We start from the raw sequence: 14766 nt of genomic DNA, 5'->3' as shown, positions 1-14766 counted from the left end.
ATAAAATTGCTTGCCTGTAAATTAAAAAATAGGCACCCAAGGGTGCCTATATTTTAGCGTAAAAAGCGTAATTTAGTAAATATTATGCTTTTTCTTGTAAAGTACGAGCAACTGTACGCATACCTTGAGTTGTTGCACCCGCTGCCCATTGACTTGTACTGCCCATGTTAAATGCAGCCGCTAAATCTATGTGTACCCAGCCTTTGCCATCGTTTGGCACAAAGCGTGATAAAAAGCCTGCAGCATTCGATGCACCGCCATAACCGCCACCTTTTTGTGCACGGCTATTCGCCGTATCAGCATAAGGAGATGGGCAGTTTTGTTGATGCCATTTTTCAAGAGGAAGTGGCCAAGCAGCTTCCATTTCTTGAGATGCAAAACTCTCAACTTCACGTACAAGTTCTTTATCAAGTGCAAATAATGCATTGTACTCTTGGCCAACAGCAACAAGCGCTGCACCAGTTAGTGTTGCTGCATCAATAATAAGTGGAGCGCCAGTCTCACCTGCGGCCATTAAGCCATCTGCAAGTACTAAGCGACCTTCAGCATCGGTGTTTACAATTTCAACTGTCGTGCCATTTTTATAAGTAAGAATGTCACCTAATTTGTATGCATGACCCGAAATTAAGTTCTCAGCACAACATAAAAACAGTTTAATACGTTTTTCAATACCACGGTTAATAGCCAATGCTAAACCTGCAGTTACTGTTGCAGCACCGCCCATGTCGCACTTCATACCAAGCATACCTTCGCTTGATTTGATTGAGTAACCACCTGAGTCAAACGTAATACCTTTACCTACAAGCGCTGCACTTACTGGTGCATTTTCGTCGCCTGTTGGGTTGTAATCAAGCTCAAGCAATACTGGTGGGCGAACACTACCGCGACCAACAGCATGAATACCAATCCACTGTTGTTCTAGTAACGCATCACCTTTAATGATTTGGTAACTTACGTGTTCAGGCGCTAATGATTGAATAAACTCAGCTGCTTTTTCGGCTAGGCTCTCTGGGTAAATGTCATCGGCTGTCCCGTTAACCATTTCACGTGCCCAAATTGCTGACGTTTTTAAGTGAGCAAGTTCTTTAATATCTGATTGTGCGTTATCAACAAACTCAACACCGTTTAACGATTTTGGTGTTACAAAGCCTTGATAAAAAGCCCACTGGCTTTCTGTACACCAAGCATCACCTGCTAATTCAACGTTTTTAATACCTTGGATTGCAATAGTACGACCAGCTTTTTGAACATTTTTCAATGTTTCTTGCTCAGACAAATGAACAGTTGCACCGCGCTCATTAAAAGACAATGACGCATTATCGCCCCAATGACTCGCTGCTGCTTGTTCGCTTAGTTGAACAACAAATTTTTCACTCATGTTAGAATACCCTTGCACTTAAATGTGCCACCGAGTTTACTATAGAGCGCTTAAGTTCCCAACAGCTTGAGGTAAATAACATAAACCACACTGCTGTGCAGTATTTACGCTTTGGAAGTTATCATGAAGTACACGCCAACTCTGCAACCTGCCACCTTATTAAAGCGCTACAAACGCTTTTTAGCTGATTTACAACTAAGTGATGGCAGCGAATTTACCGCCCACTGTGCTAATACAGGTAAAATGACGGGATGTGCAGAGCCTGGTTTTGCTGCTTTTTATTCAACAAGCGATAACGCAAAACGAAAATACTCGCATTCATTAGAGCTTACGCAAAATAACCTATCGCAGCTTATTTGTGTAAATACAGCGGTGGCTAATAAAGTAGTAGAAGAAGCAATAAACAATAATGTGATAAGCGAGCTACTCGACTACAGTCAATTGCAAAGCGAAGTAAAGTACGGCAGCGAAAACAGCAGAATCGACTTTTTACTCACAGACGAAAATAAGCCTGATTGCTACGTAGAAGTTAAATCAGTCACATTATTAAGCGAAGATGCACCACAAAGCGGGCAAGGCTACTTTCCTGATGCGCAAACACTGCGTGGACAAAAACATATCCGCGAACTAATAGAAATGATCGAACAAGGCCACCGAGCAGTATTACTGTTCGCTGTTTTACATGAAGGAATAAATACCGTGAGTGCAGCTGCGCATATTGATAAAAAATACGCCACGCTATTAAGCCAAGCAATAATAGCCGGCGTTGAAGTATTAGCATACAAAGCCACTATTTCTGCTAATGAAGTTTTACTTCATAAAAAAATAGTATTTGCACAATAATGTATTAAACCAAGGGATTGAACTAAGCGTAATCTGCAAAATAAGCAAAGTACTCAAATTAAAAAAAGTTATACAAAGTGAATTATAAAAATTAACTTGTTTTTAAAGCTTTTGCCCACATAACAAGGCAAGTTTTAGAAAGCGAATATGTGAATTAATTAAAAGTGTAAATAAACTATTAATACACTTTTTACTCAGTAAGCATGGTTGAAGCTAATTCGATTAATTAAAAATAAATTTGCCTAGGGTATAAGATTCTGTTATTTATACCGCCGGCTAATGCTGAGGCATTAAATTAAGGATTTAGGAGAGAGTTATGCCAGACCAAAAGAAACATGGTTTATTGGCTCAAGCCGGTTTAGAACCATACCAAGAAAAACCAGGCGAAGAGTACATGAATGATGCACAACGTGCTCATTTTAGAGCGATTTTAGAAACTTGGCGTAATGACTTACGTAACGAAGTTGATCGTACTAAATCACACATGCAAGACGAAGCTGCTAACTTTCCTGACCCAGTTGACCGCGCTGCACAAGAAGAAGAGTTCTCTTTAGAACTTCGTACTCGTGACCGCGAACGTAAATTAATCAAAAAAATTGAAAAAACAATTAATTTGATTAAAGAAGATGATTTTGGCTTTTGTGAGTCTTGTGGCATCGAAATTGGCATACGTCGCTTAGAAGCACGTCCTACTGCCGATTTATGCGTAGACTGCAAAACACTTGCAGAAATCAAAGAAAAGCAATCTGGACGCGGCTAATTAATACTTATTAATTAGTTATGTCTCCTACAGCCGTTACTGCGCCTATGCGTAAATATCGCGGTCGTTTTGCACCGTCTCCTTCTGGGCCATTACATTTTGGCTCACTTGTAGCGGCTGTGGGTAGTTATCTAGATGCAAAAGCTAACCAAGGAGATTGGTTAGTTCGTATAGAAGACATTGACACTACGCGCGTGGTTAAAAACGCCGACTCCGATATTCTTAATACCTTACATGCCTACGCCCTTCACTGGGACGAACCTGTTGTATATCAAACGCAGCGTCTGCCTTTATACCAAGATATTACCCACTCACTTTTAAAACAAAACCTTGTTTATGGTTGCACCTGTACTCGCAAACAAATAAAAGCTATTGGCGGTATTTATCAGGGGCATTGCCAAGCACTTAATCATAATACTCAATGCGGTGCGCTTCGCTTAGTTCAGCAACATCCAACGACTCAATTTAATGATTTAATTCAGGGTGATATAACGGTAAATAGCGCCCTTTCCCATGAAGATTACTTAATTAAACGCAGCGATGACTTATTTGCATATCAACTTGTTGTGGTCGTCGATGATATTGATCAAGGGATTAATCGAATTGTAAGAGGTGCTGATTTAATTGAGCCAACCGCTCGGCAAATTAGTTTGTTTAAACAACTCGATAGCCCTGTGCCTGAATTTGCTCATTTACCTTTAGCGGTTGCCAAGCCTGGTTTCAAATTGTCTAAACAAAATTATGCTCCTGCCATTAGCAAACAAAATCCAAAGCCTGCTTTAATTAGTGCATTTGAATTTTTAGGATTGCCTGTTATAGCTGATTTAATCGATTTAAATATTGAACAATTAATCGCTTGGGGAATTAAAAACTTTAGCTTAAAACAGGTACCACAAGTATCCGAAATACAAATTTCTCAGCATCCACGTAGTCAGAAAGTCCAATTTACACATTTAAGTAAATAAAATAGCTAAAAACGGCTTAATTTCAACACATCAACTTAATTTTTAAACCCTGCTGGTATATGATAGCCGCCTAAATATATGCTAATTACGTCAAACAGCTTGTACTGGGCTATAACCGCCCCATTTGCTGTAACTTTTGATTGCGATGCAGAGTCAATCACACCTTCTAGGAGACAGACTATTATTTCCAAGCTTTTTCAATTTTGCCGACAAATAATCGGCCCGAATACAAGTGCACAAAGCGCTTCTGTAAGCAGTGAACCTATTGTTGTCACTCGTGGTGAGCATGGTATTTCTCGCAAACAATTTAGCCCAAATGCAATCAAAGTATTATACCGCTTAAAAGACGGTGGCTACGATGCCTACCTTGTTGGTGGTTGTATTCGCGATATATTGTTAGGCCAACAGCCAAAAGATTTTGACGTAGTTACTAATGCCACGCCAGATCAAGTAAAAAAACTATTTAGAAACTGTCGCCTTATTGGTCGTCGCTTTCGTTTAGCACATATTGTATTTGGCCGTGAAATTATTGAAGTGGCGACTATGCGTGGCCACCACGAAGCGCAAGAAGACAAAAATCAAATAAGCCAATCAAGCGATGAAGGCCAATTACTACGTGACAACGTATTTGGCAGTATTGAAGAAGATGCAGAACGCCGCGACTTTTCAATCAATGCACTTTATTACTCAATCAAAGATTTTAGTATTCACGATTACGCCAACGGCTTAGCGGCAATTAAAGCTAAACAAATTGAGCTAATCGGCGACCCTGAAACGCGTTACCGCGAAGACCCTGTTCGTATGTTACGTGCAGTTCGCTTTGCTACTAAACTTGATATGAGCATTGCGCCTAAAAGTGAAAAGCCAATTAGTGAGCTTGCAAGTTTGCTTGATAACATTCCGCCAGCACGTTTATTTGAAGAAATTCTTAAGCTGTTTTTAAATGGCAAGGCCGAAGCTAACTTTTTAATGCTGCGTAAATACGGCTTATTCCGCTCACTGTTTCCTGAGCTTGATAAAATCTTAGATAAAAACCCAAGTGGCTTAGAACACACGCTTATTCAGCAAATGTTTCAAAATACCGACAAACGTATTAATGCCGATAAAAAAGTAACACCAGCGTTTATTTTTGCCGCACTACTTTGGTTCCCGCTGCTTGAACGTACTAAAAAGATTCAAAGCCAAGAGCAACTTGCAGAATACGATGCTTTCGCACAAGCAATGAATAAAGTACTAAGCGATAACTCACAACACATTGCGGTTCCTAAACGCTTTACTTTAGGTGCTCGCGATATTTGGCATATTCAGCATCGTTTGGATAAACGCGCAGGCCAACGTGCTTACAGACTAACGCAGCAACCTCGCTTTAAAGCCGCCTACGACTTTTTACTCTTACGCGTAGACGCGGGCGAAACACAGCATACTGAGCTTGCCCAGTGGTGGACACAATACTTAAGCCAAGATATAAACGGCCAAAAAGAGATGGTTAAAAACTTAGGCCACCAAGGTGGTCCTAAGCCGCGAAAGCGCCGTCGACCTACTAAAAAGCCAGCTGAGTAATAACATGCACTGTGTTTATTTGGGTTTAGGTGCCAACCTAAACTCACCAAAAGAGCAGCTTGATAACGCGGTAATCGCGCTTAAAAAGCTGCCTAATTGTGAATTTATAAACGTATCGCATTACTATGCAAGTAAGCCTATGGGCCCACAAGATCAACCAGACTATATCAATGCAGTAGCGTGCATTAAAACGACCCTTGAGCCAGAGCAATTACTTGATTTAACACAAAGCATTGAACTTGAGCATGGTCGAGTAAGAAAGGCTGAGCGTTGGGGTCCACGCACTCTTGATATAGATACTCTATTATTTGATGATCAAATTATAAATACGGTGCGCTTAACTGTGCCTCATTATGGTTTGAATAATCGCGAGTTTGTGGTTTATCCACTATTAGAGCTTGCACCTGAACTTATTTTACCTAGCGGCATTGCATTAAAAACCATTGCAAATAATTTACCGCTCAACGACTTACAACAATTACCTCTGTAATTAACCTAGGCTTTTGCCTGCGAGGATATTATGTCTAAAATAACCGTTTCTACTTTAAATAAAATGAAAGCAGAAAATAACAAAATTACTGCATTGACAGCCTACGACGCTAGTTTTGCAAAGTTATTTCATGATAACGGCGTTGAAGTTATTTTAGTGGGCGACTCTTTGGGCATGGTACTACAAGGCGGCGATGACACCCTTGGCGTAACCAATCAAGATATTGCATATCATACCCGCTGTGTACGCGCTGGTAGCCGCGAATTATTTGTAATTGCTGACTTACCTTTTATGACCTACTCAAGCGTAAGTGATACTTGTAAAAATGCAGCTGAGCTTATGCGCGCTGGCGCAAACATGATTAAACTTGAAGGCGGAGAATGGCTTTACGAGAGCATTAAAACGCTTACTCAACAAGGTATTCCAGTTTGCGGGCATTTAGGCCTTACACCACAGTCAGTACATGTATTTGGTGGCTTTAAAATACAAGGTCGCGAAGAAGACAAAGCACAAAAAATGATTGATGACGCGAAAGCACTTGAAGCTGCTGGCGCACAATTATTAGTACTTGAATGTATTCCAAGTGCATTGGCAAAACGCATTACAGACGCCCTAAGCATCCCAACAATTGGTATTGGTGCGGGCAGTTTAACTGACGGCCAAATACTGGTAATGCATGACCTTGTTGGTATTTCAGCAGGTTACATTCCTAAATTTTCTAAAAACTTTTTGCTCGAAACAGGCAATATGCCTGCAGCCGTTCAAAAGTATTGTACAGACGTTAAAAATGGCGCGTTTCCAAGCGCTGAACACGAGTTTAAATAATGCAGTCAATTACTGAAATCAGATCGTTACGTAGTCAAATTAAAGCATGGCGCCAAGCGGGTCTTAGCGTGGCACTTGTGCCAACAATGGGCAACTTGCACCGTGGGCATTTTTCGCTAGTAGAAAAAGCAAAAAACTTAGCCGATAAAGTCGTTGTGAGTATTTTTGTTAACCCAATGCAATTTGGTGCTAACGAAGATTTAGATAACTATCCTCGTACACTAAACGAAGATAAACAAGGCCTTGCAGAACTAGGCACTGATATTGTATTTACCCCAAGTGTAGAGACAATTTATCCAAATGGACTTGGCGCACAGAGCTTTGTAGATGTGCCTGATATTTCATTAGGTTACTGTGGTGGCTCACGCCCTGGTCACTTTAGAGGTGTTGCCACGGTAGTTACAAAATTATTTAATCTTGTACAACCCGATTACGCCTGCTTTGGTGAAAAGGATTTTCAGCAACTGCAAGTAATTAAAACCATGGCGCGCGACCTATCAATTCCGGTCGAAGTTATTGGTGTACCTACAATGCGAGAAGTTTCTGGCCTTGCTATGAGCTCGCGTAATGGTTACTTATCTGATGAGCAAAAAGCGACTGCAACCGTATTATTTAAAGCACTTAATACATGCGCTGAGCAACTTAAAAGCGGCGAAAAAGACTTCGTAAAACTTGAAAGCTTAGCTAAACAGAGCTTAGAGCAAGCTGGCCTAAAGCCAGACTATTTTGAGATTGCTCAACGAGATACATTAAAAACTGCTACAATCGAAGATACTCAATTTGTTATTTTAGCCGCAGCCTATTTTGGTGGTGTTAGATTGATCGACAATATTCAAGTCGAAATTTAATATTATTGCGACTCCATTTTAAGGATAAGAAGCATGCACACTTTAATAAAAACAAGCGTAGTCGCCCTTACTTTTGCACTATTAGTAGGTTGCCAAAACCAAGTTGAAAACCCTGAAATGAATCAGTGTGCTCAACAAAATTACCAATGCGAAAGTACATGTGAGCAGCAAACAACTGCTGAGGGCTTAAAGCAACAAGTATGCTCTGGAAAATGTGTTGAGAGCTATAATCAATGTAAAGTACAAGCCGAAAAATTAGGTAATATTTAATTCCTTAAAATTTTTAGTTTTAGGCACAAAAAAACCGCTCAGTGAGCGGTTTTTTATTGCCTATGGTTTATCATACCAATTTTATTAAAAACATGACCATTCTAGCGTATTAAATAACTCACTAACTACGTTAAAAATTATTTATATAGAACAACTATGTATCATAATTTTAGCCTTGTTATTGCGCTATTTTCTTATCGCTATAATAACTCACTAATTTAATGCAATTGGTATTAGTTCAAACCAAGCTTTTTAAGTTCTGTTTTTACTAGCTTTGCAGAAAGTGGTACATAACCATCTTTTTCTACAATTTGCTGACCATCTTTTGAAAGTACCATTCTTAAAAATTGTTCTTCCATAGGTGATAGTGGCTTATTCGGGTGTTTATTCACATAAACATATAAAAAGCGCGATAGCGGGTATTTACCTTGCGCAACGTTATCAAGTGTTGCATCAACAAAGTTATCGCCTTTTTTAGCAAGCGGCACAGTACGCACGCCCGATGTTTTATAGCCAATACCAGAGTAACCAATTGCATTTAATGAAGATGAAATTGACTGTACTACCGATGCAGAACCAGGTTGCTCATTTACATTATTACGGAAATCACCTTTACACAGTGCTTTCTTTTTAAAGTAGCCATAAGTACCTGACACTGAGTTACGTCCATAAAGCTGAACGTCTTTAGCAGCCCAATCACCTGTTAGGCCGACATCGCTCCAACGATTAACTTGCTCTGGTGCGCCACATTTACGAGTAGATGAAAAAATAGCATCTACTTGGTCAATACGAAGACCTTCAATTGGGTTATCTTTATGTACAAATACAGCAAGTGCATCAATAGCTACGCGAACTTCTGTTGGCTTATAACCGTAACGTTTTTCGAACGCTTCGATTTCTTTTGATTTCATTTTACGGCTCATTGGACCTAGGTTAGCTGTACCTTCGGTAAGTGCCGGTGGCGCAGTAGAAGAACCTGCCGCTTGAATTTGAATATTTACATTTGGGTAAATACGTTTGTACTCTTCAGCCCAGAACGTCATCATGTTGGCTAAAGTGTCAGAACCTACTGATGAGAAGTTACCTGAAACACCACTAATTTTTTGATACTCAGGAATATCTTGATCTAAAGCAACTGCTTGTGCAGATACGAAAGTTGTAACAGCCACACCCATTGCGGCAACTAAGTTTTTAAATTTCATGTAGGGTTCTCCGGTTTGTTCGTCCCATTTTCTAACTGCTGCCCACTCTAAAGTGAGTACATGACAGTTACATTACTCTTAAATGACACTTTTATGACTTTGCTTTTCAGCCTAATTACTTAGCTAGCGAAACTGTCTTATCTATTGAAAATTCGAAAGAAAAACACGAACCTTTGTTAACTTCACTGCTAATATTTAATTTACTATCGTGGCGCGTTAGTACATGTTTTGTAATCGCAAGCCCTAAACCTGAGCCACCTGTTGTTCTGCTGCGGGCTTTATCAACACGATAAAAACGCTCAGTTAAACGGTTAATATGCTCTGGCGCAATACCATCACCATTATCGGTAACACTAAAACACGCTTTATTGTTTTTGCGCTGCCAACATACTTCCACTTTGCCACCGGGTTTAGTGTAATGAATGGCGTTAAATACTAAATTAGAAAACGCACTACGCAGTTCATCCTCAGAGCCTTTAATATCGAGGGTTTTATCAATATTAAAAATAAGCTCATGGCCTTTGTCTTGATTAATTGAGTTTGCCTCAGTGTGAATATAACCAAGTAATTGCGGCACATTTATAGCTTTATCGTTGTCTTGGCGCCGTGCACCTTCAATACGCGAAAGCGATAATAATTGGCTGACTAAGCTATCCATGCGCTTGCATTGTTCAAGCATAGTATTTTGCGCTTTGTTCCACATTGCTGGCGGCGGCATCATGTCGCCATCCATCATCTCAAGATAGCCAGTAACCACTGTAAGCGGTGTACGTAGTTCGTGTGACACATTGGCTACAAAGTCTTTACGCATCTGTTCTAGCTGTTTTAAGCGCGTTACATCACGCACAACAACCATAAGTTGCGTGCTTGCATAAGGCATTACCCTAAATTCTAGTACTTGCTCAATGCTATGGCCGTTATCCAGCTCAAGCGCGTCGTCAAATTCACCTTTGTGCATGTATTTAGCAAACTTAGGTTCGCGAATTAAATTATCAAGACGCTGACCATGATCGGTTGGCCACTGCAAACCAAGCACTTTAAGGGCTAATTGATTACACCACACAATACTTAAATCGTTTTGCAGTACCACTACCGCATCAGGTACTGCTTCAGCTCCATCGCGAAAGCGACGAATTAAATCAGCAAGCTCATTACGTTTTTTACGATTACGGTGCTGTAGATGATAAATACCTTCAAACACTTGCTCCCATGCACCCTCGCCCTCAGGTGGATTAAAGCTACGTTGATTAAGTAGCCAATCGCTCAAACGATAAAGTTGATGGTAGTGCCAAATAAGGAGGGAAAAAGATCCTAAAAATAAAAGCAAAAATGGCGCGCCAACCAGCACACCAATTAATAGTAAGGGTAAAAAATAGATAAACAGGCGCTTTACTAACGCCTGCTTATTAACAACTCGATACATACACTCACTTTACCTTAGAGTAGTAATACATGCGTATTTCATACATTAGCTAAGCTTTAAGCTGATCACAGCTTACTTGAAAAACGATATCCAGCACCACGTACAGTTTGCACCAAACGGTCATGTCCAAGTGGGCCAATTGCTTTACGCAGACGACGAATGTGCACATCAACCGTGCGATCTTCTACGTAAACATTAGTTCCCCATACATGATCAAGCAGTTGTTCACGGCTATAAACACGCTCTGGGTGAGTCATAAAAAAGTGCAGTAATCTAAATTCGGTTGGCCCCATATCAAGCTCGTTACCTTCTGAGGTAACACGATGCGAAATAGGGTCTAAACGCAGGCCATGTACTTCAATAGCTTCTTCTAATGAGGTTGGCGATACACGGCGAATAACCGCTTTAATACGCGCCATAAGCTCTTTAGGAGAAAACGGCTTAGTTACGTAATCGTCAGCACCTACTTCAAGACCGCGTACTTTGTCTTCTTCTTCGCCACGGGCTGTAAGCATAATAATTGGGATTTGGCGGGTGTGTTCGTTTTGCTTAAACTTTTTAGCAATTTGAATACCGCTTCCACCTGGTAACATCCAATCAAGTAAAACCATATCTGGGTAAGGTTCAACCATAGCTGCAATAGCAGAGTCGTAATCTTCTGCTTCAATTGCTTGAAATCCATTTTGCTCTAAAACAAAAACCAACATCTCCCTGATAGGAGCTTCGTCATCTACGACTAGTACTTTACGTGACATTCCAATTTATCTCTTACGCTATCGAATTAGTTTTCATTATTATGACTAAGTATGACATTTTTATGAAAGTGTAACGTGTAAATTAAAATGATGGTAAAAAAAACACAAATTAGTGACAAAAAACCTCATTAACGTCATATTTTTAAAACCTTTTTAATATTTAACGTAATAAAAAGAGATTTACGATAAATTTATAAAATAGCTAATTTTTGAAATTATCTGCTTTTTGTCGCTAGTTGAATCATTAAATAATACAAAATTAACTGGGATCATTGTTTTACTAACCAAGACTTTTTTACAGATCGATCGTTTAAAAGTAACTTTAAAGCCATTTTAAAATTAATAAACCCGCCTGTGTAACAATCAATACGTTTAAAAATAGATCTAAATTTTACTAAGCCCCAAATAAAGGATCAGATTTTTACCAAGCCGATCCACTCTCAGATCAGAGTTGTACCTAGTCAAAGCCATAAGTTGTTGATTGTTTATACAAATAAATAACGATCAAATTATCTCAGAGCCTAAAATAGCGAAAAAGTGTATTTGGCTTAGTAAAGTAATGATCCGAAAAGGCTATGTTAGTAAATGCGTGATCCCAAAGTACGGCGTTGATAGTACAGCGATCTGATCAATAGAGGCCGTAACCTGCAATATAAAAAGGCTGACATTAAAAAAGCCAGCAACAAAGTTACTGGCTTAGGGCCTGTTGACCTTTCAGGATTAAAATTTGTTCAATCTAGGGGCGATTTAATCGCGGCGTGAGGTTTGTAACCTAGCGGGCTAAGTAAAAACCGAGCAACAAAGAGTAAATTGCCCCTAGGCAGAACCCTTCGGGCAGCGCATGTTTGGCATTTATTCCACGTTATCGCCTATTTATGGGGAATAACCACACTGCATAGGCTCTGCCTTGCCTAAATACCAAACATACTGCTGCAAATTTAACCTCGAAAGATAAACAGGCCCTAATAACGATCAATTATAAATTGATCTATTATCTAATTTTAGGGTCTAGCTCGCCGCTTAAGTATTTAAGGTGCATTTCATCAAGTGAAATTGGCTTAATTTTACTAGCCTGACCAGAAGTGCCAAACGAGTTATAGCGTGCAACACAAATCTCTGTCATTGCTTTAGTTGCCTCAGCTAGGTATTTACGTGGATCGAAGTTAGATGGGTTTAACGCCATATGACGGCGAATTGCACCGGTAGATGCTAAACGTAAATCGGTATCAATATTTACCTTACGAACACCAAACTTAATGCCTTCAACAATCTGTTCAACTGGCACACCATAAGTTTCTGGAATTTCGCCACCATACTGATTAATAATTTCTAACCATTCTTGAGGAACTGAAGATGAACCATGCATCACTAAATGCGTGTTAGGAATACGTGCATGAATCGCTTTAATGCGGTCAATCGCTAAAATGTCATCTGTTGGTGGGCGAGTGAATTTATAAGCACCGTGTGAAGTACCACAGGCAATTGCAAGTGCATCAACATGTGTTTTATTTACAAAGTCAGCCGCTTCTTCAGGGTCTGTTAGCATTTGCTCAGTGGTTAGTAACCCTTCTGCGCCAACACCATCTTCTTCGCCAGCTTCACCGGTTTCCAGTGAACCAAGTACACCTAGCTCGCCTTCAACCGATACGCCACAAGCATGAGCCATAGCAACAGTTTCGCGCGTTACTTCTACATTGTATTCGTAGCTTGAAGGAGTTTTGCCGTCGCTCATTAACGAGCCATCCATCATTACTGATGAAAAACCAAGCTGAATTGAACGCTGACATACACCTGGCGATGTGCCGTGATCTTGGTGCATAACAACGGGGATATGTGGCCATTCTTCAACGGCTGCTAAAATCATATGACGAATAAATGGAGCACCAGCATAAGCACGTGCGCCAGCTGATCCCTGAACGATTACTGGGCTGTTTGTTTTGTCAGCCGCTTCCATTATTGCGCGCATTTGCTCTTGATTGTTAACGTTAAAAGCAGGTACGCCGTAACCATGCTCTGCTGCATGATCTAAAAGTTGTCGCATACTGATTAAAGCCATTGGGTATTCTCCAATTTATCGACAGTAGTTCCCTACCATCTAGTTTGAACGGATGTGTTAGTTTGGCGTTATAACAACGCCACGAAAAACCACTGCTTTGCAGTAATATTCCGTCTAAATTAACTATTAAATTAGGGTGAGAGGTATTTAATAATTAATTGTCGGTGAGGGCTATTACCCCCTCACCTTACGCTACTAAAATTACTTAGCGCGCGACTCTAGCATTTCAACTGCTGGAAGTTTTTTGCCTTCTAAAAACTCTAAGAACGCACCACCACCAGTAGAAATATAAGAAACTTTATCGGCAATGCCGTATTTATCAATTGCGGCTAAGGTATCACCACCACCCGCAATTGAAAACGCATTTGAGTTAGCAATTGCTTGTGCAATAGCACGTGTGCCATTACCAAATTGGTCAAACTCGAACACGCCAACAGGGCCATTCCATACAACAGTGCCCGCATTTGCAATAATTTTTGCAAGCTTGCTCGCTGTATCAGGACCAATATCAAAAATCATATCGTTGCTTGTTACTTCGCTTACATCTTTAAGCGTAGCTACAGCAGATTCAGAAAACTCATTACCAACAACTACGTCAGTCGGTACCGGAATTTCACCATTATTAGCAATCGCTGCTGCACATAAGCGGTTAGCTTCATCCATTAAATCTGGTTCGTAAAGCGATTTACCAACTGGGCTACCTGATGCAGCAATAAAGGTATTTGCAATACCGCCACCGGTAACTAATTGGTCAACAATTTTAGAAAGTGAATCTAAAACGGTTAGCTTAGTTGAAACTTTAGAACCACCAACAATCGCCACTAATGGACGAGCTGGGTTATCAAGTGCTTTGCCTAACGCTTCTAGTTCAGCTGATAACAATGGACCTGCACATGCCACATCAGCAAATAAGCCAACGCCATGCGTAGATGCTTGTGCACGGTGAGCCGTACCAAATGCATCCATTACATATACATCACACAGTGCTGCAAGTTGCTTAGATAACGCTTCGTCGTTTTTCTTCTCGCCTTTGTTAAAGCGCACATTTTCAAAAACAACAACTTCGTTATCAGCAATATCAACACCGTTTAGATAATCTTTTTCTAAACGTACAGTTTGCTCAAGGGCATCGTTTAAGTAATCAGCGACAGGTGCTAGCGAAAACGCTTCATCATATTCCCCTTCCGTAGGACGGCCAAGGTGTGACATAACCATTACTTTAGCACCCATCTCAAGCGCTAATTTAATAGTAGGTAGTGCTGCACGAATACGCGCATCTGACGTCACTTTACCTGCTTTAACTGGTACATTTAAATCTTCACGAATTAATACGCGTTTGCCGTTTAAATCTAAATCTGCCATTTTTATGACCGACATGAACATCTCCTTAG

General features: G+C 40.2%; 14 protein-coding genes. 8 read left to right on the top strand and 6 right to left on the bottom strand.

Going from position 1 to position 14766, the window contains the following annotated elements:
• Window positions 1-82 precede the first annotated feature (82 nt).
• Window positions 83-1378: an aminopeptidase PepB gene (gene pepB, locus GQR39_RS17970; RefSeq protein WP_024589754.1), complete on the bottom strand. Its 1296-nt coding sequence runs from the start codon at window positions 1376-1378 to the stop codon at window positions 83-85.
• Between the two features lie 123 nt (window positions 1379-1501).
• Between pepB and sfsA the strand changes: the two genes are divergently transcribed.
• The 8 genes from sfsA (at window position 1502) to GQR39_RS17930 (ending at window position 7939) form a co-directional block, all read left to right on the top strand.
• A complete protein-coding gene (gene sfsA / locus GQR39_RS17965) occupies window positions 1502-2221 on the top strand; it encodes a DNA/RNA nuclease SfsA (RefSeq protein ID WP_165736260.1) in 720 nt (239 codons plus the stop codon).
• A 316-nt stretch (window positions 2222-2537) separates the two neighbouring features.
• Complete coding sequence (gene dksA, locus GQR39_RS17960) at window positions 2538-2981, top strand: RNA polymerase-binding protein DksA (protein ID WP_002962671.1); 444 nt, start codon at window positions 2538-2540, stop codon at window positions 2979-2981.
• A gap of 20 nt (window positions 2982-3001) precedes the next feature.
• Complete coding sequence (gene gluQRS, locus GQR39_RS17955; protein ID WP_165722049.1) at window positions 3002-3946, top strand: tRNA glutamyl-Q(34) synthetase GluQRS; 945 nt, start codon at window positions 3002-3004, stop codon at window positions 3944-3946.
• Between the two features lie 78 nt (window positions 3947-4024).
• The gene (gene pcnB, locus GQR39_RS17950) at window positions 4025-5506 is read left to right on the top strand and encodes a polynucleotide adenylyltransferase PcnB (protein WP_206007896.1); all 1482 of its coding nucleotides are present in this window, start codon (window positions 4025-4027) and stop codon (window positions 5504-5506) included.
• Window positions 5507-5510: 4 nt separating this feature from the next.
• A complete protein-coding gene (gene folK / locus GQR39_RS17945; RefSeq protein ID WP_165736259.1) occupies window positions 5511-5996 on the top strand; it encodes a 2-amino-4-hydroxy-6-hydroxymethyldihydropteridine diphosphokinase in 486 nt (161 codons plus the stop codon).
• Window positions 5997-6026: 30 nt separating this feature from the next.
• On the top strand, window positions 6027-6821 hold the full coding sequence (gene panB, locus GQR39_RS17940) for a 3-methyl-2-oxobutanoate hydroxymethyltransferase (protein ID WP_007587166.1): 795 nt from the start codon (window positions 6027-6029) through the stop codon (window positions 6819-6821).
• A complete protein-coding gene (gene panC, locus GQR39_RS17935) occupies window positions 6821-7669 on the top strand; it encodes a pantoate--beta-alanine ligase (RefSeq protein WP_007587167.1) in 849 nt (282 codons plus the stop codon). The genes panB and panC overlap by 1 nt, the downstream gene beginning before the upstream one ends.
• Window positions 7670-7702: 33 nt before the next feature.
• Complete coding sequence (locus tag GQR39_RS17930; RefSeq protein WP_165722050.1) at window positions 7703-7939, top strand: hypothetical protein; 237 nt, start codon at window positions 7703-7705, stop codon at window positions 7937-7939.
• 233 nt (window positions 7940-8172) lie between these two features.
• On the opposite strand, the gene GQR39_RS17925 is transcribed toward GQR39_RS17930, so the two are convergent.
• The 5 genes from GQR39_RS17925 to GQR39_RS17905 all read right to left on the bottom strand — a co-directional run bounded on the left by GQR39_RS17925 (window position 8173) and on the right by GQR39_RS17905 (window position 14752).
• Entirely contained in the window at window positions 8173-9141 is a 969-nt protein-coding gene (locus GQR39_RS17925; protein ID WP_010554592.1) for a phosphate ABC transporter substrate-binding protein PstS family protein, read from the bottom strand.
• Between the two features lie 115 nt (window positions 9142-9256).
• Entirely contained in the window at window positions 9257-10564 is a 1308-nt protein-coding gene (gene phoR / locus GQR39_RS17920; RefSeq protein WP_024608321.1) for a phosphate regulon sensor histidine kinase PhoR, read from the bottom strand.
• 65 nt (window positions 10565-10629) lie between these two features.
• Window positions 10630-11319, bottom strand: coding sequence for a phosphate regulon transcriptional regulator PhoB (phoB, locus tag GQR39_RS17915; protein WP_006791869.1), 690 nt, complete (start codon window positions 11317-11319; stop codon window positions 10630-10632).
• A 991-nt stretch (window positions 11320-12310) separates the two neighbouring features.
• The gene (gene fba / locus GQR39_RS17910; RefSeq protein ID WP_007587174.1) at window positions 12311-13375 is read right to left on the bottom strand and encodes a class II fructose-bisphosphate aldolase; all 1065 of its coding nucleotides are present in this window, start codon (window positions 13373-13375) and stop codon (window positions 12311-12313) included.
• A gap of 201 nt (window positions 13376-13576) precedes the next feature.
• Window positions 13577-14752 carry a phosphoglycerate kinase gene (locus GQR39_RS17905; RefSeq protein WP_165736258.1) on the bottom strand — a complete coding sequence of 392 codons (1176 nt, stop codon included), beginning with the start codon at window positions 14750-14752 and terminating at the stop codon, window positions 13577-13579.
• Between the last annotated feature and the right edge of the window lie 14 nt (window positions 14753-14766).

Origin of the sequence: Pseudoalteromonas sp. C8, from assembly GCF_011378685.1 — a bacterium.
In the GTDB taxonomy this organism is placed as follows: Bacteria; Pseudomonadota; Gammaproteobacteria; order Enterobacterales; family Alteromonadaceae; genus Pseudoalteromonas; species Pseudoalteromonas arctica.
Note: the sequence above shows the minus strand (reverse complement) of the source record. Positions and strands in the feature narration are given on the sequence as shown.

Bases quoted from the DNA above. Each gene is read 5' to 3' on its own strand.
- pepB (WP_024589754.1), bottom strand. From the start codon at position 1,378: ATGAGTGAAAAATTTGTTGTTCAACTAAGCGAACAAGCAGCAGCGAGT.
- sfsA (WP_165736260.1), top strand. From the start codon at position 1,502: ATGAAGTACACGCCAACTCTGCAACCTGCCACCTTATTAAAGCGCTAC.
- dksA (WP_002962671.1), top strand. From the start codon at position 2,538: ATGCCAGACCAAAAGAAACATGGTTTATTGGCTCAAGCCGGTTTAGAA.
- gluQRS (WP_165722049.1), top strand. From the start codon at position 3,002: ATGTCTCCTACAGCCGTTACTGCGCCTATGCGTAAATATCGCGGTCGT.
- pcnB (WP_206007896.1), top strand. From the start codon at position 4,025: ATGCTAATTACGTCAAACAGCTTGTACTGGGCTATAACCGCCCCATTT.
- folK (WP_165736259.1), top strand. From the start codon at position 5,511: ATGCACTGTGTTTATTTGGGTTTAGGTGCCAACCTAAACTCACCAAAA.
- panB (WP_007587166.1), top strand. From the start codon at position 6,027: ATGTCTAAAATAACCGTTTCTACTTTAAATAAAATGAAAGCAGAAAAT.
- panC (WP_007587167.1), top strand. From the start codon at position 6,821: ATGCAGTCAATTACTGAAATCAGATCGTTACGTAGTCAAATTAAAGCA.
- GQR39_RS17930 (WP_165722050.1), top strand. From the start codon at position 7,703: ATGCACACTTTAATAAAAACAAGCGTAGTCGCCCTTACTTTTGCACTA.
- GQR39_RS17925 (WP_010554592.1), bottom strand. From the start codon at position 9,141: ATGAAATTTAAAAACTTAGTTGCCGCAATGGGTGTGGCTGTTACAACT.
- phoR (WP_024608321.1), bottom strand. From the start codon at position 10,564: ATGTATCGAGTTGTTAATAAGCAGGCGTTAGTAAAGCGCCTGTTTATC.
- phoB (WP_006791869.1), bottom strand. From the start codon at position 11,319: ATGTCACGTAAAGTACTAGTCGTAGATGACGAAGCTCCTATCAGGGAG.
- fba (WP_007587174.1), bottom strand. From the start codon at position 13,375: ATGGCTTTAATCAGTATGCGACAACTTTTAGATCATGCAGCAGAGCAT.
- GQR39_RS17905 (WP_165736258.1), bottom strand. From the start codon at position 14,752: ATGTCGGTCATAAAAATGGCAGATTTAGATTTAAACGGCAAACGCGTA.